This is a genomic window from Acinetobacter piscicola, assembly GCF_002233755.1.
GTDB lineage: Bacteria > Pseudomonadota > Gammaproteobacteria > Pseudomonadales > Moraxellaceae > Acinetobacter > Acinetobacter piscicola.
Map to the genome: position 1 here is coordinate 20,696 of NZ_NIFO01000023.1, position 22,901 is coordinate 43,596.

The 22,901-nt window shown below is 36.7% G+C and carries 24 protein-coding genes; 19 read left to right on the forward strand and 5 right to left on the reverse strand.

What is annotated here, in order from left to right:
- Window positions 1-4: 4 nt before the first annotated feature.
- Entirely contained in the window at window positions 5-1,951 is a 1,947-nt protein-coding gene (filF, locus tag CDA10_RS13635) for a putative pilus system protein FilF (protein WP_089606129.1), read from the forward strand.
- A gap of 88 nt (window positions 1,952-2,039) precedes the next feature.
- Here filF and CDA10_RS13640 read toward each other — a convergent pair whose 3' ends face one another.
- Window positions 2,040-2,588, reverse strand: coding sequence for an NUDIX hydrolase (locus tag CDA10_RS13640; protein ID WP_089606130.1), 549 nt, complete (start codon window positions 2,586-2,588; stop codon window positions 2,040-2,042).
- A 124-nt stretch (window positions 2,589-2,712) separates the two neighbouring features.
- Between CDA10_RS13640 and CDA10_RS13645 the strand changes: the two genes are divergently transcribed.
- The 17 genes from CDA10_RS13645 to CDA10_RS13725 all read left to right on the forward strand — a co-directional run bounded on the left by CDA10_RS13645 (window position 2,713) and on the right by CDA10_RS13725 (window position 18,896).
- Window positions 2,713-3,327 carry a CoA pyrophosphatase gene (locus CDA10_RS13645; protein WP_089606131.1) on the forward strand — a complete coding sequence of 205 codons (615 nt, stop codon included), beginning with the start codon at window positions 2,713-2,715 and terminating at the stop codon, window positions 3,325-3,327.
- A 24-nt stretch (window positions 3,328-3,351) separates the two neighbouring features.
- Window positions 3,352-3,888, forward strand: a complete 537-nt coding sequence (locus CDA10_RS13650) for a gamma carbonic anhydrase family protein (RefSeq protein WP_089606132.1) — start codon at window positions 3,352-3,354, stop codon at window positions 3,886-3,888.
- A 155-nt stretch (window positions 3,889-4,043) separates the two neighbouring features.
- A complete protein-coding gene (gene tsaB, locus CDA10_RS13655) occupies window positions 4,044-4,709 on the forward strand; it encodes a tRNA (adenosine(37)-N6)-threonylcarbamoyltransferase complex dimerization subunit type 1 TsaB (protein WP_089606133.1) in 666 nt (221 codons plus the stop codon).
- Between the two features lie 33 nt (window positions 4,710-4,742).
- A complete protein-coding gene (locus CDA10_RS13660; protein WP_089606134.1) occupies window positions 4,743-5,567 on the forward strand; it encodes an undecaprenyl-diphosphate phosphatase in 825 nt (274 codons plus the stop codon).
- A complete protein-coding gene (locus CDA10_RS13665) occupies window positions 5,561-6,379 on the forward strand; it encodes a class I SAM-dependent methyltransferase (protein WP_089606135.1) in 819 nt (272 codons plus the stop codon). Before CDA10_RS13660 ends, CDA10_RS13665 begins: the two co-directional genes overlap by 7 nt.
- A gap of 121 nt (window positions 6,380-6,500) precedes the next feature.
- Entirely contained in the window at window positions 6,501-7,937 is a 1,437-nt protein-coding gene (locus tag CDA10_RS13670) for a C13 family peptidase (RefSeq protein ID WP_089606136.1), read from the forward strand.
- 55 nt (window positions 7,938-7,992) lie between these two features.
- Window positions 7,993-8,829, forward strand: a complete 837-nt coding sequence (gene fghA, locus CDA10_RS13675; RefSeq protein ID WP_089606137.1) for an S-formylglutathione hydrolase — start codon at window positions 7,993-7,995, stop codon at window positions 8,827-8,829.
- Between the two features lie 237 nt (window positions 8,830-9,066).
- Window positions 9,067-10,173 carry a YjgN family protein gene (locus CDA10_RS13680; RefSeq protein WP_089606138.1) on the forward strand — a complete coding sequence of 369 codons (1,107 nt, stop codon included), beginning with the start codon at window positions 9,067-9,069 and terminating at the stop codon, window positions 10,171-10,173.
- A 33-nt stretch (window positions 10,174-10,206) separates the two neighbouring features.
- Window positions 10,207-11,340, forward strand: coding sequence for a M48 family metallopeptidase (locus CDA10_RS13685; RefSeq protein WP_089606139.1), 1,134 nt, complete (start codon window positions 10,207-10,209; stop codon window positions 11,338-11,340).
- A gap of 193 nt (window positions 11,341-11,533) precedes the next feature.
- Window positions 11,534-12,220, forward strand: coding sequence for a ribulose-phosphate 3-epimerase (gene rpe, locus CDA10_RS13690; protein ID WP_089606140.1), 687 nt, complete (start codon window positions 11,534-11,536; stop codon window positions 12,218-12,220).
- Window positions 12,221-12,665: 445 nt separating this feature from the next.
- On the forward strand, window positions 12,666-13,046 hold the full coding sequence (locus CDA10_RS13695; RefSeq protein WP_228704640.1) for a hypothetical protein: 381 nt from the start codon (window positions 12,666-12,668) through the stop codon (window positions 13,044-13,046).
- A 58-nt stretch (window positions 13,047-13,104) separates the two neighbouring features.
- On the forward strand, window positions 13,105-15,000 hold the full coding sequence (locus CDA10_RS13700; protein WP_089606142.1) for a copper resistance system multicopper oxidase: 1,896 nt from the start codon (window positions 13,105-13,107) through the stop codon (window positions 14,998-15,000).
- A complete protein-coding gene (locus CDA10_RS13705) occupies window positions 14,987-16,060 on the forward strand; it encodes a copper resistance protein B (RefSeq protein ID WP_089606143.1) in 1,074 nt (357 codons plus the stop codon). The genes CDA10_RS13700 and CDA10_RS13705 overlap by 14 nt, the downstream gene beginning before the upstream one ends.
- A 251-nt stretch (window positions 16,061-16,311) precedes the next feature.
- Complete coding sequence (sugE, locus tag CDA10_RS13710; protein WP_089606144.1) at window positions 16,312-16,629, forward strand: quaternary ammonium compound efflux SMR transporter SugE; 318 nt, start codon at window positions 16,312-16,314, stop codon at window positions 16,627-16,629.
- 214 nt (window positions 16,630-16,843) lie between these two features.
- The gene (locus tag CDA10_RS13715; protein ID WP_089606145.1) at window positions 16,844-17,323 is read left to right on the forward strand and encodes a methylated-DNA--[protein]-cysteine S-methyltransferase; all 480 of its coding nucleotides are present in this window, start codon (window positions 16,844-16,846) and stop codon (window positions 17,321-17,323) included.
- A 14-nt stretch (window positions 17,324-17,337) separates the two neighbouring features.
- Window positions 17,338-18,138: a hypothetical protein gene (locus tag CDA10_RS13720; protein WP_089606146.1), complete on the forward strand. Its 801-nt coding sequence runs from the start codon at window positions 17,338-17,340 to the stop codon at window positions 18,136-18,138.
- Between the two features lie 92 nt (window positions 18,139-18,230).
- Window positions 18,231-18,896 carry a nuclease-related domain-containing protein gene (locus tag CDA10_RS13725; protein WP_089606147.1) on the forward strand — a complete coding sequence of 222 codons (666 nt, stop codon included), beginning with the start codon at window positions 18,231-18,233 and terminating at the stop codon, window positions 18,894-18,896.
- Window positions 18,897-18,961: 65 nt separating this feature from the next.
- Here CDA10_RS13725 and CDA10_RS13730 read toward each other — a convergent pair whose 3' ends face one another.
- Window positions 18,962-19,444, reverse strand: coding sequence for a hypothetical protein (locus tag CDA10_RS13730; RefSeq protein WP_089606148.1), 483 nt, complete (start codon window positions 19,442-19,444; stop codon window positions 18,962-18,964).
- Window positions 19,445-20,037: 593 nt separating this feature from the next.
- The gene (locus CDA10_RS13735) at window positions 20,038-20,805 is read right to left on the reverse strand and encodes a hydroxymethylpyrimidine/phosphomethylpyrimidine kinase (protein ID WP_089606149.1); all 768 of its coding nucleotides are present in this window, start codon (window positions 20,803-20,805) and stop codon (window positions 20,038-20,040) included.
- A 104-nt stretch (window positions 20,806-20,909) separates the two neighbouring features.
- Here CDA10_RS13735 and CDA10_RS13740 point away from each other — a divergent pair, with 104 nt between their 5' ends.
- Window positions 20,910-21,554, forward strand: a complete 645-nt coding sequence (locus CDA10_RS13740) for an HAD-IA family hydrolase (RefSeq protein WP_089606150.1) — start codon at window positions 20,910-20,912, stop codon at window positions 21,552-21,554.
- 59 nt (window positions 21,555-21,613) lie between these two features.
- Here CDA10_RS13740 and CDA10_RS13745 read toward each other — a convergent pair whose 3' ends face one another.
- Window positions 21,614-22,357 carry a sporulation protein gene (locus tag CDA10_RS13745; RefSeq protein WP_089606151.1) on the reverse strand — a complete coding sequence of 248 codons (744 nt, stop codon included), beginning with the start codon at window positions 22,355-22,357 and terminating at the stop codon, window positions 21,614-21,616.
- Window positions 22,358-22,436: 79 nt separating this feature from the next.
- Window positions 22,437-22,901, reverse strand: a complete 465-nt coding sequence (locus CDA10_RS13750; protein WP_089606152.1) for an Lrp/AsnC ligand binding domain-containing protein — start codon at window positions 22,899-22,901, stop codon at window positions 22,437-22,439.

A 22,901-nucleotide genomic window follows, 5' to 3' on the forward strand; every position in this document is an offset into this window, starting at 1 on the left:
AATGATGAAAAAAAGATTTTTAGCCCCTTTTGCTTTAACTGGTTTAACGCTCGCTCTCATTGGCTGCGGTGGTGAAAGTTCAACGGTACATGAAAATCCATATCAAGGGATAAAAACCTATACCAATGGATGCGATGCAGATTCGACAGAAAAATGCTTAGGTTTTTATGTAGATTATCCTGTTGAAGGTCTAAATTTTGATTGTAGTACAGATACGCAAAATCACTATACAACAAAAATAGAAGGTGGTTTAGCTTCAGGTGGTTGTTTAATCGGAGATAAAGCCAAGTTCTTTATTCAAGGCTCTGAATCTGTACGTAAAATTACATTGGGTGATGTTGACCTTGCTAAAATTAGACCATTAAAAGTTGCTGGACAGCCTGCAGCAATTGGTTTAATCGATATTGCGAGTGCAATGACAGGAAAAGCACCGACCAGTATGACCATGAGTGATGATACTTTCAAAGTCATGGTGGGTTTAGTTCGTGTACTACAAGCGGTTGCTGTAGGACAAGAAGCGAACCAAGCCGGTGATGTACAACCAATGGTGTTGGGTGAAACGCTTAAAAATAATTTAAAAAATTTGGCAACAGACATTGGACCTGCTGATTTCCTAGATGGGACTTATGTCGAGAAATTAAAGCCGTGGTTAAATGTAAGTGCAATCGATGAAAATACAGCAAAAGTAACTGCACAGCGTTTAATTCAGCAATCTCTAGTGAATATTTATTCAACTAATTTCCTGATTTTTAGTGGGGCTAATGTTGATATTCAAGGCTTTACAGGCAAGAGCGATTTAAGTACAAAGAATGAATCGATTGCCAATATGTACCTTGTGACAGACCGTCAAGGTTATTCAATGGGCTATGGAATGCAGTGGGTGGGAATACCTAAAAAGGTAGAGGGAAGCCCATTTTCAGATTCATTATTAAAATTTGATTTATTAAATCAAGTGCTTCCACAAAAGTTGAATGTCAATGCACAGCAAGGCTGGATTAGTCCATTATCACGTAAAATTGCCAAACCGTTGGAGTTTAAATCTGATAGTACTGTCACAGATAAGTTAGAAATATATCAAGGTACCTTAGTCAACAATACTAATATTGCTGGTACAGAATATATGTACAAGCGTGCATCTGGAACAACGACTGCACCAACGGATAACACGGTATATGGTAAATGGCGTCAAACTTTAAATGGTGATCAACTTTCAGGAAGCATTGATGTTTATAAAACCAATCCTGCCAACTATTTAGATAAAAAGGTTTTTCTCACCCCAAATACGGTAAAAACGGGTGAAAAATATTATTTCCCATTGTATGTAAATTTAACCTTTACTTTTGATAATCAAGATATTACGCCAAAAACACAAACTTTAGGTATTGTGATTGATGAGAATGGTGATATTCGTACCAATATGACCTCTGCAACGGATTTGTCAGGAACACGTTGTGATAGTGAGAATTTTGATAAAGCCACGTATCGTTATAACAATTCTGATGTACAACAATATCGTGTAGGTACAACAGGTACAGCCTATATTAATGGTAATGTAGAAAAATCAATCACGTTACGTATGATTTTAGCAAATCCAGTTTTTGGTAAGCTTGATGGTGCTTTACTTGGATTAAATGAAACTTTAATTATCAGAGCTACCGATGGTGCAAACATTTCTTCGGGCAATACTGTTGCTTCAGGCGGTATTCGTTTAAATCTTCAAAGATTGATTAATGAACAAAATACGTCGAGTGGTGTCAATATTACCAGTTGGAATGGTGATACCACGACTCAAGCGACTTGGTTGAATTTACAAGCAGTTTACCAAGCGATTTATAATGAAGCTAATAAAGATAAGATAACACCTACACCTGATCAAACTGAATTGGCAAAACGAGTTTCAGGAACTTTATCAGTCAGTTTACCAAGCTGTTATACGGTGAAGACGAAATAACGACGGTGGTTTATAGAATACTGTCTTAAAAAATACCCTCCAATCAAATTTGATTGGAGGGTATTTTTATTGTATTTCAATAAAAAACTTAACCCGTTTGATCTAAACGAGTGCCTAAAGTTTCTAAATGCATAGGGAAAACATCGTTTTTACGATCTTCAAAATAATGTCTTAATGTGCGTTCTACACTTGGAAAAGCCAAATCATTCCAAGGAATTTCATGTTCTTCAAATAAACGACTTTCAATGGTTTCTTCACCGGCTCCAAACACACCATCTTTAATTTGTGTTTTGAATAATACGTAAATTTGACCGATACGCGGAATATTATACATACAATAAAGCTGTTCGATGTCTACTTCTGCCTCAGCTTCTTCACGTGTTTCACGTGCTGCGCCTTGTTCCATGGTTTCGAGCAGTTCCATATATCCCGCAGGCAATGTCCATAAACCATAACGAGGTTCAATCGCACGACGACATAACAAAACTTTATTTTCCCAAATGGCGAGCGCACCGCAGATCACTTTAGGGTTAACATAATGAATCGTACCGCAGTTGGTACAGACTTTACGGACTTTTTGATCACCTAATGGTATTTTTTCTATTGTCGTTTGACCACAAGCAGTACAAAAACTCATAAGCTTCATTGAAAATTTGAGATATCTCAGCATAACTGAAAAAATTTAGTTTCGCATCATTTATAGCCTTATCTATAAAATTTCATATATGATGTAAAGAGAATTAAAAGTAAGAGTGTCACCAATGCTGGATCAAGAGTTAACCCAAGTATTGCAAAATCGGTTACGTTTTGGCAAAAGAACACATCCTGCCAATGCCGCAGTTCTTGTCGCAATCACTCAAGAAAAAGATCCTAAAATATTACTTACAAGACGGTCTGCTTATTTATCCAATCACGCAGGTGAGGTTTCTTTTCCTGGCGGTAAACGTGATCCCAATGACACAAGTAATATTGTTGTTGCATTACGTGAGGCGTGGGAAGAAACCGCACTAAATCCTTTTGATGTGCAGCTCATTGGTGATTTACCCATGGAGCGTGCGAAAAGTGGAATGACTGTAAAACCGGTTGTAGGTTTAATCCCTCCAGATACAAACTTAATTGCTCAACCCACCGAAATAGATCGTATTTTTTATGCGCCTATTAAAAAAATGATGGAAGCTCAGCCGATTCCTTATGAAGTTCGTCTTGCGCATCAGTCTGTTTATTTTCCAAGTTTAAGAATTGAAAATGAAGTGATTTGGGGCTTAACTGCACGAATTTTAATTTCGCTGTTTAAGTATGGTTTGGATTATCAAAAAAACTGGCCTTTTTTGTTGAATTCTCCAGCATTTAATTCACAAGTTTTTAATAAAAAGTAATAAGTTACACAAGGATTGGTTGTTATGATGTACAAATTTAAAGGTTATGTACCAAAGGCATTACATGAACCTTTTGATGGCTGGGTCGCAGATAATGCAACCGTGATTGGTCAAGTTGAATTTGGTCAACAAGTCAGTGTTTGGTTTGGTGCGGTGATTCGTGCGGACAATTCTAAAATTCGAATCGGTGATTTTAGTAATGTTCAGGAAAATGCTGTGCTACATACCGATGCAGGCATTGAGCTGAACGTCGGGAATTATGTGACCATTGGACATCAAGCAATGTTGCATGGTTGTACGATTGGCGATAATAGCCTGATTGGGATAAATGCAGTTATCCTCAATAATGCTGTGATTGGAAAGAATTGCATCATTGGTGCAAACAGCTTAATCCCGGAAGGGAAGGTGATTCCAGACAATTCACTGGTGGTAGGTTCACCGGGTAAGGTTGTGCGTACTTTGGATGAAAATGCAGAAAATTTATTGAAAATGAGTGCCTTGCACTATGCATCTCATTATAAAGATTTTATTGATTTAGAAGAATTTCAATTTGAAAAATAATTTTTAGATCGTTTTAGCGTTGATAGAAAACCAAGAATTGATTCTTGGTTTTTTTATGGAATATTTTTATATCTTTCGCTTTGGTGCTAAGCGCTCGCACTCTTGAAATGAGTGGAGTATCATAGTCAGCATTTTTAATACAGTTAAGGTTGTGCATGAAATTGCTGGCATTGGAAACTGCCAATGAGCAGTGTTCCGTTTCAATTGTTGATGAAACAAAAACGCTATATTTTCAACTTGATGAACGAGCAAAGGCACAAACTCAAACCATTTTACCAATGATTGAGCAGGGCTTTGAGCAAACTCAAATTAAAAATGAGCAACTCACTGCGATCGCTTTTAGTCGGGGGCCAGGCTCATTTAGTGGTGTTCGAATTAATGCTGCTGTGACGCAAGCCTTGGCGTGGGCAAATGATATTCCAGTCATACCTGTTTCAACTTTACAAGCTTTGGCTCAAGCTGCATTTAGATTACAACAACTGACTGAAGTCACTGCTGTATTAGATGCGAGAATGAAAGAAGTCTATATGGCGAGCTTTAAGCTTGATCAAAATAATATCATGCAACTTGTAGATGAAGAAAAGCTACTCGATTATCAACATGCCGCTGAATATCAAAAATACACATTGATTGGCTCTGGTTCAGCTTTAGTTAAGGAAGCGGCGATAGAGTTTCAGCGCATTACTGCAACAGCCGAAGATATTGCAACCATTGCACGTCAAAATGCAATCGAAAGACACTGGTTCAGTGCCGAACAGGCTTTGCCCGTATATCTGCGTGATAATGCATGGAAAAAAATTCCAGAACAAGGCAAACCATAAGCGGTTTTTAGATTTTATTTTTTAGGATTGAACATGGATCTTTTACTGCTCCTTAAAGCAGCCATCATGGGTATTGTTGAAGGTATTACTGAATTCTTACCTATTTCAAGTACGGGGCATTTAATTCTCGCTTCTGAATTAATGAACTTTTGGACCAAAGAAAAAAGTGATTTATTCGTTGTTGCGATTCAAATGGGTGCAATCGCCGCAGTAATTTATCAGTATTGGGGCAAACTTTGGGGGGCTGCTATCGGTTTATTTTCAGGTGAACCTCAAGGGCGCCATCTTGGTATCAGTATCATTGTCGCTTCTATTCCGATCATGATTGTAGGGCTAACTTTTGGTGATACTGTAAAGGCTTTACTATTTAATGATATTTCCGTTGCAATTGGTTTAATTGTTGGTGGTTTAGTTATTTGGTGGGTTGAAAAGCATCCACCTAAAGTTAATGCTGCTGAAGTTGAAAATATTTCGATTAAAGAAGCAGTTTATATTGGTTTAATTCAGGTATTGGCACTTATTCCAGGAACTTCTCGTTCAGGCGCAACCATTATTGGTGGTATGGTACTTGGTGTGTCACGCAAAGCAGCAACTGAGTTTTCCTTTTTCCTTGGTATCCCTGTAATTGTCGGCGCGGGTATATTGGATCTGCTCAAAAATTATCATATTTATCAAACAACACAAGATTGGACCGTATTTTTTGTTGGTTTGATTGTGTCTTTTGTTTCTGCTTTGATTTTGATTCGTGTTTTGGTGGCTTATGTTTCTAAGCGAGACTTTATGGTTTTTGCTTGGTATCGTATTGCATCGGGACTATTGATTTTATTGTTTGCATTAACAGGTTGGAGATTATGGTAAGCGATATTCGCTTATTTACTGAATCCACATTTTTAGAGGAAGCACAGTCTTATCAAGCTGTGCTTTCTTCACGTGGCGTGACTGTAAATGTTGAAGTCATTGAGAAATTGAATGCACGGTTTTTAAGGCTAAACCCTGAACTTGCGTTATGCGTAGATACATTGGGTTTAAGTTTATCTGCCAATGGCATGAAAATGCAGCCAGATTGGAAAGCCGAAATTCCACGACTGAAACGTGCCAGTATCAAGTCTGAAATGATTGCTCGGGCATGTAATATTGCTGAGAAGCCGTCATTGATTGATGCAACAGCAGGTTTAGGGCATGACACTTTATTGATGGCATATTTGGGTGCAGAGGTGAGTTTAATCGAACGTCATCCGATTTTATTTACATTATTAGAAGACTCAAAAGCTCAAGCTGAAAAAGATCCATTTTTATCAAAAGTGGTGAGTCGTATTCAATTGGTTTTTGCTGATTCAAATGAATATCTTCGTCGATCAATTCTTGAAAATAAAAAAGTGGATGTGGTTTATTTAGACCCAATGTTTCCACAACGAGATCAAAATCAACAAGCGATTAAAAAACAAGCGCAAGTAAAAAAACAAATGCAATTGTTACATATGCTTTTACCTGAAGATGGTGAAATGGATCTAGGAGATCATCTTTTAGTCTTAGCACAGCAAATTGCCAAGCGTGTTGTGGTAAAACGTCCTAGACTGGCTATATTTTTAAATGATCAACAGCCTGATCATCAATGGCAAGGTGATGCATGTCGTTTTGATGCTTATTTTAGTAACATGGTTATTGAGTAATTTGGTAACTGTTTCAATAATAGCCGAATTATTGATATATAGTTAAATGAAGCATTGATAAAATTTTAACCGAGCATAAACTAGGTATGCTGATTCAAGCCACCGCCTTTAAAGAATCTTTATGATAGATCTTAAACCCTCAATTAACTTCTGGCATGATTTAAAAAGTAACCAACGTGCAGGGATTTGGTTATTTTTAGGGTCTAGAAAGTCCTTACAAATCGTTCGACCCTCTATTCTTCAGCTTATTTTTTGGGGATTACTTGGTGGTTGTGCCAATACATTATTCAGTTGGTTAGTAGCAGGCGATGGTGGTGTATTTAATCAACAAGGTTTGGTCAGCTACGCATTATGGCCATTTATTGCACTCATTGTCGGTATTTTTCTTTCTCAGCGAACCAATAATCCACGTTTGATGCTCGTTCCTGCGTTGTTGTGGCTAGTTCTTGATACACACATCATGTTGTTTCAATGTCTATTACAATATTTGGGCAATCAAGATCTTCTACCTTATGTTTTTTATGATGTGATTCCACTGCTATTTTTTGCTTTGTTCATTTGGCAAAGCCTTGCAGTGGTTTGGGTGATTTCTAGAGAGCTACACTGGCCGTGGTGGGAACGCGCCTTGATTATGTTTGCTACAGTTGCAACATTATTTACATGGCAAGTTTCGATTAAGGAACAACCGATTTGGAAGGTTGAAGAAGTTCCACCAAGTTTGAGTGAAAAAGCCTTTTATGGACAAGGACTTTTACTGAATAAAGCCTTAGAACAAGTTCAATTTGGTGAATTTGCTCAAACACATTGGTATTTTTTAGGTGTTGCAGGCGCAAGTTACCAAGATGTTTTCAAATTTGAAATAGATCGTATTAAAGAACAATTTGATACTCGTTTTGGTACTTTTGGGCGTTCTATCGAATTGGTAAACAATCCAGCAAGTATCAATGAAACCCCGATTGCCTCGAAAACCAGTATGGATCTTGCTTTACGCCGTATTGGTCAACAGATGAATCGTGAAAGTGATGTGTTGTTTTTATATATGACTTCGCATGGCTTGCCAAATCAATTTGAAATGGAAAATGAGCCAATAGATTTAGATGATGTCGATCCTAAATGGCTGAGAGAAAGCTTAGATAAATCTGGAATTCGTTGGAAAGTCATTGTGATTTCTGCTTGTTATTCAGGTAGTTTTATTTCAGCTTTGCAATCCCCTGATACTCTGATTATTACTGCATCCGCCGCAGATCGTGCTTCTTTCGGTTGTTCAAATGAAGCGGATTATACTTATTTTGGGCGAGCGTTTTTTGATCAAGCTATGCGAGAACAAAGCACATTGAAAGCTGCGTTTAATGAAGCAAGTGAAACGGTCGCTAAGTGGGAAAATGCGCAAGGTTTTGAACCGTCAGAACCGCAATGGGTGATTGGTAAAAACATAGAAATGATGTTGCCACAATTGGAACAACATTTATTTCCACAACAAGGGGCTAGCAATACTGCACAAGCTAAAAGTGCAAAATTGGATGCTCAACAGAAGCCGCTTTTAACTGCAACGCCTTAAATCGTATATTGTTCGTATTAAATATTAAATAGTATCAAAACTTAGGAAAGTTAAAATGGAACTGCTGAATAAAAATATTTGTTTTGATGGTGAACAAAGAGTTTATCAAATGCAATCTAAGGCTTTAAAAGGAACGACGAAGTTTGCAGCTTTTATTCCACTACAAGCGCTAGATGGGCAAAAGTGCCCAGCTTTATTTTATTTGGCAGGTCTAACTTGTACAGAAGAAACTTTTATTATTAAAGCTCATGCACAACGTTTAGCTGCGCAATTAGGTTTGATTCTGATTGCTCCTGATACCTCACCACGAGGTGAAGCTGTTGCTCAAGGTGATTCATGGGATTTAGGGCAAGGTGCTGGTTTTTATTTAAATGCAACGCAAGTGCCTTGGGCTGAACATTTTCAGATGGAAAGCTATATTATCGAAGAACTATATCCTTTACTGATTCAAGAGTTACCGATACAAGCTGAAGCGATTGGTGTATTTGGACACAGTATGGGAGGGCATGGCGCATTGACCTTGGCTTGGAAATATCCTGAGAAATTTAAATCAGTATCTGCGTTTGCTCCAATTTGTGCTCCTTGTGAATGTCCTTGGGGTGAAAAAGCATTTTCAAATTATCTCGGTGAAGACCGAACTGAATGGGCAAAGCATGATGCAACACAATTGCTTTTAGCCAAAGGACAATTATTTGATGAGGTTTTAATTGATCAAGGTGTTAATGATCAATTTTATAGCCAATTAAACTCTGAAAAATATCAGCAGGCCTGTAGCGAAGTGGGACAGAAACTGACGCTAAGATTTCAAGAAGGCTATGATCATGGTTATTATTTTATACAAAGTTTTATTGATGATCATTTGCAATTTCATGCGATTCAGTTGCAGAAATGATTTTTTATTAAATCATTAGATTGTTTAAAAATGATGGATTCAAGATTCGAAAATTCTAAAAATACCTAAAAAATAAGGCTTTTTATTCGATCTATTTATACTGGATTGTAGAAGTTTATTTATCGATAGACTTCTACAACTGAGAAACTATTTCATTATGCTGTTAAAAAATATACACTGAGTTAAACAACTTTTTGAATTAAAAATCAAATAATATTTGGCAATAAGAGAAGAATGATGCAGAACCCAACAACGTCAGATTTTCCTGAAAGTTCAACTTTAAACTTAAATAAAACTCCGCCGCCTATTGAAGTGCCAACGGAGCAACAATATCCAAGAGTTCGCCGTTTTAAATTTCATGGCGATGCGATGGAATATTTCGGTATTTGGATCGTTAATATTCTACTGACTATTGTGACTTTGAGCTTATATGCACCGTGGGCAAAAGTACGTCGTTTACGTTATTTTTACGGCAATACTGAGTTTTTCCGCAGACGTTTTGACTTTACAGGTATACCGACAAAAATCTTAATCGGCCGTCTCATTGCTTTAGGCATTTATGCTGCGTTTAGTATTTCATCGCAATACTCTGGAATCGCAACATTGGTTGGTCTTGTTTTACTTTATATGGCTGTGCCTTGGTTGATTCGTGCCACGATGCGTTTTACTGCCAGAAATAGTAAGTTCGGAAATAGTCGCTTTTATTTTGATGGAACAACCAAAGAGTCGTATAAAGTCTTTTTCCTCAGTATTGCTGTTTATATTTTTTCTTTGGGTATTTTCGCACCTGTAGCGATTTGGTTGTATAAAAAATATTATATTAATCATTTGTATGCTGGACAATTAGAGTTCAAATTACATGCGGATTGGCCTGCGTATATGAGTGCAGTTTATATTCCAATCTTTATGTCTTTTGGTGTGATGATCGCGTTTGGAATTGTCTACTTTTCAATTGTTGGTGCACTTGCAGGTTTCTCGCCAGAGATGGTGATGATTGGTGTGTTCGCTATTTATGCGATCGCAGGATTATTTATTTATCCACTGAGTGCAGCCCGTATTTTTATTACCACTTGGAATAATACGACGGTTGGGCATAGTCAATTTAAAACAGACTGTAATCAATGGCGATATGCATGGATTATTGCATCGAACTGGATTGCAAAAATTTTGAGTATCGGCTTATTGTCAGCTTGGGCTGCGATTCGTATTCACAAATATCAAGTTGAATCGATGAGTCTTATTTTACATGATGATCCTGATCAGATGATGAATCTTGCTCAACAAGACCATAGTGCGCTTGCAGAAGAAATTAGTGACATCTTTGATATCGATATTTCTTTATAACCACAGAAACCTATGAGCTGAATTGGATGATATATGTCGCAATCTATTGACGTAATTTTCTATGATGGTGTGGTGTCTAAGCCGCAACATGCACGTATTTCTGCATCATCACCATCAGAAATTCTGATTCGTTATGGTGAGCAATTACAACAGCAACGGCGCTATTTGTACGACGATATGGTGCTTATTGGTGCTTTAGGGAAATTACACCCTGTGATTGAACTCAAAGATGATGCTCGAATTGAGTTTCAAGCTCCGTTACCTGAGTGGTTCAATTATGGGACGAAAGGTGTTCAGCATTCAGTTTGGAAATTAGAGCGTTCTCCAAGTTTGATCATTTTTAGTCTCGTTTTTGTGGTGGCTTTTTGCTTTGCTTTAATTAAATGGGGTATACCTGCGGCTTCTCATTATGTCGCATTTAAATTACCTGCAAATACTTTGGATAAAATTGGTGATGAAGTTGAAGAATATGTCATTGAAAATATGACTCAGCCAAGTCATCTTGCCCAAGGGCAACGAGATCAGATCAAGGCGCAATATTTAGCTACGATCGCAGAAGGTCAGCCTGCTAAATTAATTTTCCGAGAAGGCGATCATTTAGGTGCAAATGCAGTCGCGCTTCCAAATAATACGATTATTATTACAGATGAGTTGATTGAATTAGCGCATAGTGATCAAGAGATTCTTGGGGTTTTGGCGCATGAGCAAGGGCATTTGATTGAGCGACATAGTTTGCAGCAAGGGCTTTCTAGTTTGGGAATGAGCGTGTTGTATATTGCAATGACAGGGGATAGTTCAGATTTATTGACCTCTCTACCCGCAGCAATGATTGGTGCGAATTATTCACGTAAATTTGAAAAAGAAGCTGATTTATATGCTTTAAAATTGATGGATCGTAAACACATAGAAGTGGCGCATTTTGCGAACTTTTTACAGCGTTTAAATGATGAAGTCGCAGCCGAAGAAAAAGCAGAAGATTCTACTCATTCTACTAAGAAGTCAGATTCGGATAAAAAGACCGATCCAAGCAAAACGCAAACACAGAAAGAGCAAAAAGAAGAAAATACGCATTTAGCGGTTTTAGATGCCCTATCTTCACATCCTGCGACTGAAGAACGTATTCAAATGGTTCGTGATTTTGAAAAGCAGCAACAATCCAAACATTAATCAAGCGATATGAAGGGTTTAAATTTTAAATCCTTCAGGTCATTTTCATATGGTTCATATAGATCGTAATCTTTGATCATGCTTGTCTTTATTTCTCAATGATCAAGATCGGTAAAACTGTTGGTTTTTGAAACAATTCAGCGTTTTAAGTTTGTTATACTATGTTAAATCCAAATTTACGCTAGGTTGATTCATGTCCAAGCCATATCTGATTGCACCTTCAATTCTTTCTGCAGACTTTGCTCGTTTAGGTGAAGAGGTTGAAAAAGTATTGGAAGCGGGTGCTGATGTTGTCCATTTTGATGTTATGGACAATCACTACGTTCCAAACTTAACTTTTGGTGCAGGTGTATGTAAGGCGTTGAAAAAATACGGAATCAAGGCACCGATTGATGTACATCTCATGGTTTCACCTGTAGACCGTATGATTGGTGACTTTCTAGAGGCAGGTGCGGATATTATTACTTTCCATCCTGAGGCGACGCATCATATTGACCGTTCTTTACAGTTGATTAAATCTGGTGGCGCAAAAGCAGGTTTGGTCTTTAATCCTGCAACACCATTACATTATTTAGACTATGTTTTAGATAAAGTTGATCAAGTGTTATTGATGAGTGTTAACCCGGGTTTTGGTGGTCAAACATTTATTCCAATGACTTTAGATAAATTACGCCAAGCGCGCCAAATTATAGATGCATCGGGTCGAGATATTCGCTTAGAAGTTGATGGTGGCGTTACACCTGCCAATATTCGCGAAATTGCTGAGGCTGGTGCAGATATGTTTGTTGCTGGTTCTGCTATTTTTGGCAAACCTGATTATCAAGCTGTCATTGATGAAATGCGTGCAGAACTTGCAAAAGTTGGCAGCGTAAATGTCTAAATCGTTCTACTGTTTAGATAGAGTGTCTGTGGATAACTTTGACGATAACTCTATGGATAACTGTGTTGATAACCGCATGGATAAATTGGTTTTAAAATAACCAATTGAATATCAATGGTTTGTAAAATAGACATATTGTGTGTAAAAAGAGCTCAAATGAGCTCTTTTTTATATGATTTATAAAGTTAAATAGCGTATTTATTTCGAGCAATTTTTAGGGAAATTAAAAGCTCAATCATTAAGCAACTGATTTATGGATGTTTTGTTAAGTGTATTTGCTACACATCCAATAATTCTATATGCTTAGTCTATATCTATTGATCGTTTTCATTTGGTTTCTATGCTGACTCAACTCTGCAAACAGGCTTGGTTTGTTTGTCTTATGGTTTTTGCCATAGGCTGGAGTAGTGTGTCTGTTGCATCAGTAAAAACAATGCATATAACCATGCAAATGCAACATGAACAAATGAATCAGTCAGATGCAGCACATCAGCAAATCATGCAAGGTATGTCTGTTCAAGACATGAAAGCACATTGCGCCGATCTGAAAACGCAATTAGAAAATCAACATGCACATTCAGATGTGCAAAAGCAAAATTTGACGGATTGTCATAAACAGTTGATTCAATCTAAACAAGTTCAGCATTCTGAATGTCAGGATTGTGCTTTATTCTCATGTCAATCTTCAATTGTTTGGTTTAATACTGATATTCCTCAGATCAGTTCGCCAGAACATTCACAGCACTTAAATTCTCTACAAAGTTTTTATCAGGCCCAACATCTTGCTGGGCATTGGCAAGAAATTTTACGTCCTCCCAAAGCTTAATTCTTAATTTTTAAATCATTAATTTTTTTAATATTTTTTAAAATTTCAGGATTAAGTCATGTCTATAAAATTATCGCGGAGCGTCATGCTCGCTGTTGGTTTAATGTCCTCATCGTGGGGATTTGCAGCAGTGAAAGAGTATCATTTAACCATTGATGAAGGGACTGTCAATGTGACAGCTAAGCCCTTACAACGGATTACGGTGAATGGAAAGTTTCCAGCGCCACTTCTTGAATTTGAAGAAGGTGATGAAGCTGTTATTCATGTGCATAACAATCTAAAAAATCAGGATTCATCACTACATTGGCATGGGTTACTTTTACCCGGAATTATGGATGGTGTACCTGGTTTTAATGGGTTTAATGGCATTAAACCGAACCAAGATTTTACTTATAAATTCAAGGTTCGCCAAAGTGGAACGTATTGGTATCATGCGCATTCAAAAGGTCAGGAACAAGATGGTTTATATGGTGCTTTAGTCATCTATCCAAAAGATAAAAAACCTTTGGCGACACATGAAAAAGCTGAACGTGATTATGTGGTGATGCTTTCAGATTTTCATGAGCAGAAAAGCGATGAGATACAAAAAAATCTAAAAATTTCAGCTGAATACTATCAAAATCAACGTGAAACTTTGGGCGATGTTTGGAAGCAAGCCAAACGTGACGGCTTAAAAGCTACGTGGTCTGATCGTAAAATGTGGAATCAGATGCGTATGCTAAAAACAGATTTGTCTGATGTAACGGGTTATACCTTTTTGGTGAATGGTAAAACGCCTGAACAAAATTGGACAGCTCAGTTTAAACCGAATGAAAAAGTACGTTTGCGTTTTATCAATGCCTCAGCCATGTCTTTCTTTGATGTGCGTATTCCCAATTTAAAAATGACTGTGGTGAGTGCAGATGGTCAGCCAGTGAAACCTGTAAATGTCGATGAATTCCGTATCGGGGCAGCTGAAACCTATGATGTGATTGTCGAGCCAAAAACTGCGCATTATCAAATCGAAGCTGAATCAATTGATCGTTCAGGTTTTGCCATAGCGACTTTGCAAAACGAACTTGCACCTAATATCGCTACGCTACAAAAACCTCAAGCCCGTCCACGTGCTTTACTCAATATGGCCGATATGGGACATGGCAGTGATGATTCAAATGTAGATCATTCAAAAATGAATCATGCTGATATGCAGGATATGGATCACGCTAAAATGAATCATGCTGATATGCAGGGTATGGATCATTCAAAAATGGATCATGCTGATATGCAAGATATGGATCATTCAAAAATGGATCATGGCGATATGCAGGGTATGGATCACGCTAAAATGAATCATGCTATGCAAGCTAATGATCATTCACAGCATAAACAAACAACATCTTCTAAAAATGATGATGTGGTTGAAGGTTGGGCAAATGCATCTACACCTAAAGGTGATAAAGCACTGCAATACAGTGATTTAAAATCTTTAACACCGCAAGCTGATACTCGTGAAGCGACCAGTGAATTGGTGATTCGTTTAGGTGGAACCATGGAACGCTATATTTGGACCATCAATGGCAAGAAATTCAGTGATGCAGAACCACTCAAAGTGAAATATGGTGAACGTATTCGAATCAAATTTATCAATGACAGCATGATGGCGCACCCAATGCATTTGCACGGTATGTTTATGCAGTTGGAAAATGGTCAAGCTGCTGTTGATATGCCGAATAAACATACTATCGTCGTGCCACCTGCAAAAACGGTTACTGCATTGCTTACCGCAGATGAATTGGGAGAATGGGCAATTCATTGTCATTTGTTGTATCACATGAGTGCAGGCATGATGAATAAATTGATCGTTGCCAATGTGACAGATGCGAAGCAATCAACTACGCCAATACTTAAACCCAATAGCACGATAGAGGCAAATTCAACAGCTGAGCAGAAAGGAGATGAACATGCACATCACTAATTTATTTCCTAAAACGTTTCCAAAAACACTGTTAGCGAGTTCATTGTTATTGCTTTGTGGTGTAGCTTTTGCTCATGAAGGGCATGCGGATATTTCACCGCAACAGCTATCTGAACAACAGCATGATATGTCTGAAATGGATCATTCCAAAATGAACCATGATGATATGCAACCGATGGATCGTTCGAAAATGATGCATCACACTATGCCAACTGTATCGAGTAAGAATGCTGTAAAAGTTGATGATTCAATAGAGCAATATTCTCTAGATAAAATGGATCATTCTCAGCATCCATCTTCTCAGACCCAGTATGCTCAAACTGAATATTCTCAGACTAAACATTCCCAAACAAAGAAGATGGCTGAAAACCATCAAGGACATGACCATCGTACAGAACACGGCGCACAGATTTATGCAGTTACCACTGTGGATAATAAATGGTTAGTCAATGAAGATGGTAAAGGTGCACTAAAATCTGAGTTTGAAACACGTATTGGTACAGATGAAAATAAGATCTTCATCAAAGCACATGTAGATAAACATGAGTCACATGATGCTGAATATGATGTCAAAGCACTCTATAGCCGTATGATTTCAGACTTTTGGGATGCGCAAATAGGTACGCGGTACCGTGTAGAAAAAGTTGAATTAGATCAGCATCGTAAAGATACTGAGGAAAAATTGGATGCTGTAATTGGTTTGCATGGTATGGTGCCGTATTTCTTTGAAACCGATGCCTATTTCTATGCAGGTGAAGATCATTATGCTGGGTTTAGTTTGGAAACTGAACGTGATCTCTTATTCACGCAAAAACTCATTGTTAAACCCTATTTAGATTTGGATATTATTTTCAGTGATGATTCTAAATATGCCAAGAAATCAGGTTTAAGCAATGTCACTGCTGGTTTAGAAACACGTTATGAAATCAGTAAAAAAGTCATGCCTTACCTTGATATTGCCTATGAATATTCTAAAGGTAATGATTCAACGGCTTGGCAGTTAGAAAGCGATTCTGAAAAAGGTTGGCTTTACGGTGCAGGGATTCGCTTTAAGTTCTAATACTTAATTTTAATATTTTGATTCAAGATCATTAAGTAAAAGGGTTTTAAACTTACGACTTTAAAGCCCTAATTTTTATAGGTGTATTTTGGGTCATTAAATGTAAAAAGGCATCCATTTAAAATAATTTGCAGTATAATTTTAAGCATCATTAGGAGGAACGACCTCCCTGAGTGTTTTATCCGTAATGGAAAACTCACTGAGAAAATTCGTCAGGACGACCTGATTCTCATTAAAATTTGGAGGTCGTCATGGCTTGGATTGTACTTATTTTTGCAGGTGTGTTTGAAATCGTTTGGGCATATTCTATGAAAATGTCTGAGGGATTTACTAAGCTAACACCGAGTATTATCACGATATTTTTCATGATTTTAAGTTTTGCGCTTTTAGCTTATGCAATGAAAACCTTGCCCTTGGGAACAGCCTATACGATTTGGACAGGAATTGGGGCAGTGGGTTCATTTCTTATCGGGATTTTTATTTTAGGTGAACCTGCTACGGCTATGCGTATGGTTGCAGCTGTATTGATTATTTCAGGTTTAATTTTGATGAAACTGTCATCTTCTTAATCAGCGTTTTTATTTCAAATCCAAGTTTATTCAATGGATAAGCTTGGATTTTTTATGTCCAAAATTCTTATATTTATATTTTCGTGAATTATTTTTCGCAAAAGCTGTTTTGGTAACGAATGTATTTGTCGTGCTGATTATTTCAGATTTAATTTTAATGAAATTATCTTCTCGCTGAGTTAATCTGATTAAAAATTGAATATAAGGTAGAAAGATGCAACTTTCTTTTATGGAAATGAATTCTCCAGTTGGTTTGTTAAAACTTGTGGCCAATGATGCTGCTTTGGTTGCTGTGCTTTGGGAAAATGAAAATCCAAAACGGGTTCGTTTAGCAGAATTGATTGAAGATCAACAACATCCGATTTTGTTAGAAACACAAAAGCAGCTTAATGAGTATTTTGCAGGGCAACGTCAAAAGTTTGAGTTAGCTTTAGATTTTGAAGGAACTGAATTTCAACAAAAAGTTTGGCAGGCTTTATTGAGTATCCCTTTTGGCGAAACGCGTAGTTATAAAGATATTGCAGAACAGATTGGCAATGTAAAAGCAGTTCGTGCAGTGGGTGCAGCGAATGGTAAAAATCCGATTTCGATTATTGCACCGTGTCATCGTGTGGTAGGTGCAAATGGTAAGTTGGTAGGTTTCGCAGGTGGGTTGGAGAATAAGGATGTTTTACTTAAACTTGAATCAAATTAATCAAGGCGAATTAAATGGAATGTATTGAACCTTGGCATTTAATTGATATTGATAAACAAGATTTTTTTAATATTGAACTGAGTAAAGAACTTTATCCATCACACATTTTGTATAATTCTAAGTTAAATGCAATTGCAAAAAATTCATCGAATGATGATGTTTTATATGCATTTGTTGATGGCACTTTTAGAGTGGCAGATGTTCATTTATCTTGGAAACAAAAAGTAGAAGTTTTCCCTTATCCTATATCAATTATTTATTGTAGTTTTGAAAAATGGAAAGCTACAGTAATCTATGAAAATATATTACCTCCAATGGATTACTCAAGCACAATTTGTGTCGTTGGTTATTTTTTGATTGAATATTTTATATATGAAGATTATTTCAAATGGGCAGAAAACTTGGTCAATGAAGATTTTCATTCAAGCGAGTTAGATATATTTCTAGGATATTCTTTAGATAAGAACTTAGAGCATATTGAATTTTTAAATTTATTAAAAATGCTTTTTGTAAAATTGGATGTAAACATTAATGATATAAAGCAATGTTTATTTTCTTTTATGAGCTATTTATGTGATCGAATAATATCGAATATTGAACAGTTAGATGAGGCTGTCAGAATATTCAAAAAAATTTATTATAAATATATAGATCAATACGATTTTTTAGAAGATTGGAAGAAGCTAAGCATTGATTTATATTATATTTATACATTTGAAGATCCTGTTTATTTCGTAGAATTAACTTTGCAAAATTATCATCAATTTGTGATTCAATTTGCTAAAAAATTTAAAGCAAAATTAGTAATTTTATAATCGAAAGGGTTTTGATTAGACTTTAGCTATTTGAAAAGTTGATTAATTTCTCTAAACTTATAATAAATTCTTTATCACATTAAAAATTAGCAATGATTTCTCAGATTTTTACACCATTATTATCGAATCTTTGGTGGTTGGTTTTACTTTTTGCAGCTATAGCTGTTATTAAGCTCTTTAAGCCCTTTCTCAAAGGGAAAGTTGGAGAGTTTGCAGTGAGTGCGCATGTAAAGCTGTATTTAGATAAAGAAAATTACATATTACTGAATGATTGTACATTACCCGATGAGCAAAATCAGACGACTCAAATTGATCATATTTTATTAAGTCCTTATGGTATTTTTGTGATTGAAACAAAAAATTATAAAGGTTGGATCTTTGGTAGCGAGCGCCAAAAAATGTGGATTCAGAAGATTTATAAAAAGACGTATAAATTCCAAAATCCATTACATCAAAATTATAAACACCAAAAAGTATTGGAACAGGTATTGGCTGATATTGTTGACCCAACAATGATTCATTCGGTGATCGTTTTTATGCCTGATTGTGAGTTTAAAACGCAAATGCCTGAAAATGTTTTCCGTGGAGCAGGTTGGACAGATTATGTAAAAAACTTTAAGGACGCTGGAATCCCTGCAATGAAATTGAAGCGTATTCAATTGCGTATTGAAAAAGAAATTTTAGAAAAATCATGGAAAACCAATCGACAACATGTACAAAATTTAAAAAGTAAACATGCCGAAAATATAGAAGGGTGAATTGCTGATTGTGATTTAAAACTTTTCACCATTTATATTGAATATGTTTAAACGACAAGTATCAGTCAGCTTAACGATTTGGGCTGATCTAAAAGTTCTAAAACCATTTCTAAAGAAGTAGATTCTCGGTTCTTTAATTCTCTATTGGCAAATTCATGGATACTTTTTTCATGGTTCAGTACATATTCAAAGAAAAGTTTTGAGTCCTGATCAGCATGAGCACACAATCGTTCAAAGACTTGCATAAAAGGCTGAGTGCCATCTTTGACTAAATACATCGCCACAGACCAAGGTAATTTTGATAATAGATAACCCAGTGCAACGCCTTGTGCTTTGATATGAAAACGTGAAGAAGCTTGCAACTGATTTGCTTGTAAGAATACTTCTAAACGATGCAAAGTTTGTGACTCTAAAGCAGTCAGTGTTAGCCATTTTTGTTGTTTAGCTTCGGATTTAGTGTGCTTTGCAGCGGTCTTAAATAGCGCTTCACCAAAAATCTCCGATTCTAAAATTTTATTTAAATCTTCTTGATATTGTTCATATTTCATATTCTAATCCAATAAAAATTATTCAACTTTTTATAAACCTTTTAGATTTCTTCTTTCAATCGCTTTCAAAAAGACAACAAAAGGATGTGTAAAGAATGATGAAAAATTCATCACTAAAAATATTTTAGAGTAATTACTCTAAAATTGAAAGGAAAACGATTAAGTAAATTAAAAAATGATTTTAAAGTGATAGTAATCTATTGTTTCTTATCTATTTTTAGGTAATTCTAACGTCAGTTCGGGATAAACTCTGATGTAAGTTATTGAAAAGATTGATCCGGTGTAGCGGAGTCTTACCGTTTAAAGTCAGATATAAGGATTAACCTTCGGTTCGACCTACTTTTCTTTCGGGAAAAGTAGGCAAAACCATTTGTCAGTCGCCAACTCGACAGATACTATCAAGTACCAAATATATTGCAAAAACAGTATATTACAGATCTTGCGGAATATATTCCTCATGCCTCGAACAATGCGACTGACGTTTCCGCGTATCATATAGTTGGGCATATATCTTATCCCGAGCTCAGGTTAATTCTAGTTATCGAGTTTCAAGCTTCAACAAGGGGTGAAACTTGAAACACTATTGCAAATAATCAAAAACGCTTTGGAATCTTTTGTCCGCCTTCAATCGGTGTTTCAGCATTTTTTAATACGCCAAATAGCCATGTTTCAGCATGTTGAACAGCGGTTTTTAGATTATCTCCAAGTGCTAGACGACCTGCAATAAAACTGGCCAAAGAACAGCCTGAACCATGATATTCACCAGCTAGGCGAGGGCATTTCGATTCAGTCACCATTTCACCATTCACATATAGTGCGTTGCGAATATAGTCAGGCGTAGCTTCATGTCCACCTTTGATGAGAACGGCTTGCGCACCCATTTCAAATAGCTTTGTAGTGGCTTTTTCAATATCCATTTCACCCGTTAAAGCACGTAGTTCAACCGTGTTTGGTGTGAGTATGGTTGCCAAAGGAATCAATTCAACAAAAGCCTGAACCAAGGTTTGTTGATCTCCCAAAGACCCCCCACTATTGGCCACTAAAACAGGGTCAAGCACATATAAATACTCAGGATGTTCACGTAAAAATTCAGCCAAAGCAGCAATATTATCCGTGGTACCTAACATGCCCGATTTAACCACTTTAATGGGCAAATCACCGACAACAGCATTGGCTTGAGCAAGAAGTAATTGTTTTGAGGTTGCTTCAAAACCAAAAACTTGTTGTGAGTTTTGAATGGTTAAGGCTGTACAAGCAATTGCAGCATGCGCACCACTTTGACCAATCGCTTCAATATCCGCCTGTAACCCTGCTCCACCAGAAGGGTCAAGACCTGAAAAACAAAGTACTGTAGGGCGCACGATGATGTCCTTAATTCACAAATTTGCGTTAGTATAGGCAACTTTAGAAAAACTCTCGATAGTATTTTTATAGATATCGGTCTACTTGAGCGCAAGGTGAAGTTGTGATTAAAAATATTTTGATTGATTTGGATGGAACATTGACTGACCCTAAAGTTGGTATTACCACTTCTGCACGTTATGGTTTGGCCAAAGTAGGGCATGCTATTCCAGAGTCTGAAAATATTGATTGGATTATTGGCCCACCGCTAAAAGCTTCACTGGCTAAAATCCTCAATGTAGATGCGAATGATGTGCTAGCAGACCAAGCTTTACTTGGCTATCGTGAGCGTTTTGCAGTTACAGGCTTATTTGAAAATCATGTTTTTGAAGATGTTGCTGAAACTTTGGTAGCGCTAAAAGATAAAGGATATCGTTTATTTTTAGCCACGGCTAAGCCTGAAGTCTATGCACGTCAAATCCTTGATCATTTTGATTTATTACAATATTTTGAATATCCGTATGGTAGTGAATTGAATGGTGAGCGTACCAATAAAGGAGATTTGATTGCTTATATTCTTAAAAAAGAGCAATTAAATCCTGAGGAATGTTTAATGGTCGGAGACCGTGAGCATGATATTTTTGGTGCACGAAATAATGGAATTGAAACCATTGCAGTTGAATATGGTTATGGTTCAAAACAAGAATTAGATCAAGCGCAACCGAAAGCAAGAATTCAAAAATTTTCAGACCTATTGAATGTGATTTAAAAGTTCTATTCACATCACTGAATTAAACGCCACTTTAAGTGCAAAAGTGGCGTTTAATTTTAGATTCCAAGCATTCTTCTAATTTCATTGACTAAAAGTGCTGGGTTGGCATGTTGATGGGGAATGGTTAAACTTTTAAAACCATTACCTCTAAACTTGCGATCAACTTCGAGTAGCACATGTGTTTGATGTTGTTCAGCAACAAATGAAACTTCAATTTCGTTGATTCCATTAAAAAACGCTGTCGGCTTAAACTCTAACTCTTGGTAACAACCAATGGTTGAGTGAAAACCATGCCCATGCAGCTGTCCTTTTTCTACATCTACAGTTGCCAAATGAAAGCCACATTGTTGCATTGCTTGAATAAAAGCTTGCATGGTCGGTGTCGGTAAAATCTGTAGATGGTCTTTGTCTGTTGCATCAATTCCCCAGTCGACATCTAAATGAGTATGTAACCAAACACGAGTTTTATTTACATGACAAGGCACTTGGGTAATGGGTGTTTCAAAAGGCAATTGGATTGAAAATGGCAAACTGTGCGATTGATTTGCTTGTAATTCGAAAGCTCCGCTAATATGCCATTGGGCAATGGTTAAAGCCGTATTGTATTCAGAATCATCAGTCTCAACTTCAGCAGTCGTCATCAATTTTAAAAAGATACCATTGATATTCTTATTGGATGAAGCACCTTTAAAAATCACGTCTCCGTTGATCACTTGACCTGCTTGTGGTGTTGCTGTGTAAATACAGGTATTGACTTGAATACCTTGCATACCAAGACCAGACATCAGTTTATTGAACATTTATTTTGAACTTCCAACGTTTAGTTTGTTAATTTTCTGCTATTCAAATATGAGGCTAGAGCGATGTCAATATCACGTCTTAACGAACATCCAAATACAAAGATTCTTTAATTTCTTCCATCACAATATAGCTATGTGATGAAGCAGAGGAGGGTAACTTTTTCAGCAAATCACCTAACAGTCGGCGGTAAGCACTCATTTCTTTTAAGCGTGCTTTCACTAAATAATCGAAATCTCCTGAAATCAAATGGCACTCTTGTACTTCAGAAATTTCCATTAAATCCTTAGCAACTTGTTCAAAGACATCACCTGATTTTGCAGAAAGACTGATTTCTAAAAAGACCAATAAATTTCGATCCAGATGTTTAGGGTTTAGCCGAGCGTGATAGCCCATAATCACACCATCACGTTCTAGTCGTTTCACACGCTCAGAACAAGGTGTCGTCGATAAGCTGACCCGTGAGGCAAGCTCACTGATGGCAATTCGACCTTCATTTTGTAGAATATCTAAAATCATCCGATCTATACGGTCTAATTTATGCAT

Excerpts from the sequence above, each read along its gene's own strand:
- fghA (WP_089606137.1), top strand. The coding sequence starts at position 7,993 with ATGGAACTGCTGAATAAAAATATTTGTTTTGATGGTGAACAAAGAGTT.
- CDA10_RS13640 (WP_089606130.1), bottom strand. The coding sequence starts at position 2,588 with ATGAGTTTTTGTACTGCTTGTGGTCAAACGACAATAGAAAAAATACCA.
- sugE (WP_089606144.1), top strand. The coding sequence starts at position 16,312 with ATGGCTTGGATTGTACTTATTTTTGCAGGTGTGTTTGAAATCGTTTGG.
- CDA10_RS13665 (WP_089606135.1), top strand. The coding sequence starts at position 5,561 with ATGGTAAGCGATATTCGCTTATTTACTGAATCCACATTTTTAGAGGAA.
- CDA10_RS13670 (WP_089606136.1), top strand. The coding sequence starts at position 6,501 with ATGATAGATCTTAAACCCTCAATTAACTTCTGGCATGATTTAAAAAGT.
- CDA10_RS13650 (WP_089606132.1), top strand. The coding sequence starts at position 3,352 with ATGATGTACAAATTTAAAGGTTATGTACCAAAGGCATTACATGAACCT.
- CDA10_RS13680 (WP_089606138.1), top strand. The coding sequence starts at position 9,067 with ATGCAGAACCCAACAACGTCAGATTTTCCTGAAAGTTCAACTTTAAAC.
- CDA10_RS13685 (WP_089606139.1), top strand. The coding sequence starts at position 10,207 with ATGTCGCAATCTATTGACGTAATTTTCTATGATGGTGTGGTGTCTAAG.
- tsaB (WP_089606133.1), top strand. The coding sequence starts at position 4,044 with ATGAAATTGCTGGCATTGGAAACTGCCAATGAGCAGTGTTCCGTTTCA.
- CDA10_RS13725 (WP_089606147.1), top strand. The coding sequence starts at position 18,231 with ATGATTTCTCAGATTTTTACACCATTATTATCGAATCTTTGGTGGTTG.
- CDA10_RS13720 (WP_089606146.1), top strand. The coding sequence starts at position 17,338 with ATGGAATGTATTGAACCTTGGCATTTAATTGATATTGATAAACAAGAT.
- CDA10_RS13730 (WP_089606148.1), bottom strand. The coding sequence starts at position 19,444 with ATGAAATATGAACAATATCAAGAAGATTTAAATAAAATTTTAGAATCG.
- CDA10_RS13745 (WP_089606151.1), bottom strand. The coding sequence starts at position 22,357 with ATGTTCAATAAACTGATGTCTGGTCTTGGTATGCAAGGTATTCAAGTC.
- CDA10_RS13705 (WP_089606143.1), top strand. The coding sequence starts at position 14,987 with ATGCACATCACTAATTTATTTCCTAAAACGTTTCCAAAAACACTGTTA.
- CDA10_RS13715 (WP_089606145.1), top strand. The coding sequence starts at position 16,844 with ATGCAACTTTCTTTTATGGAAATGAATTCTCCAGTTGGTTTGTTAAAA.
- CDA10_RS13750 (WP_089606152.1), bottom strand. The coding sequence starts at position 22,901 with ATGCATAAATTAGACCGTATAGATCGGATGATTTTAGATATTCTACAA.
- CDA10_RS13695 (WP_228704640.1), top strand. The coding sequence starts at position 12,666 with ATGCAAATGCAACATGAACAAATGAATCAGTCAGATGCAGCACATCAG.
- CDA10_RS13660 (WP_089606134.1), top strand. The coding sequence starts at position 4,743 with ATGGATCTTTTACTGCTCCTTAAAGCAGCCATCATGGGTATTGTTGAA.
- CDA10_RS13645 (WP_089606131.1), top strand. The coding sequence starts at position 2,713 with ATGCTGGATCAAGAGTTAACCCAAGTATTGCAAAATCGGTTACGTTTT.
- rpe (WP_089606140.1), top strand. The coding sequence starts at position 11,534 with ATGTCCAAGCCATATCTGATTGCACCTTCAATTCTTTCTGCAGACTTT.
- CDA10_RS13700 (WP_089606142.1), top strand. The coding sequence starts at position 13,105 with ATGTCTATAAAATTATCGCGGAGCGTCATGCTCGCTGTTGGTTTAATG.
- filF (WP_089606129.1), top strand. The coding sequence starts at position 5 with ATGAAAAAAAGATTTTTAGCCCCTTTTGCTTTAACTGGTTTAACGCTC.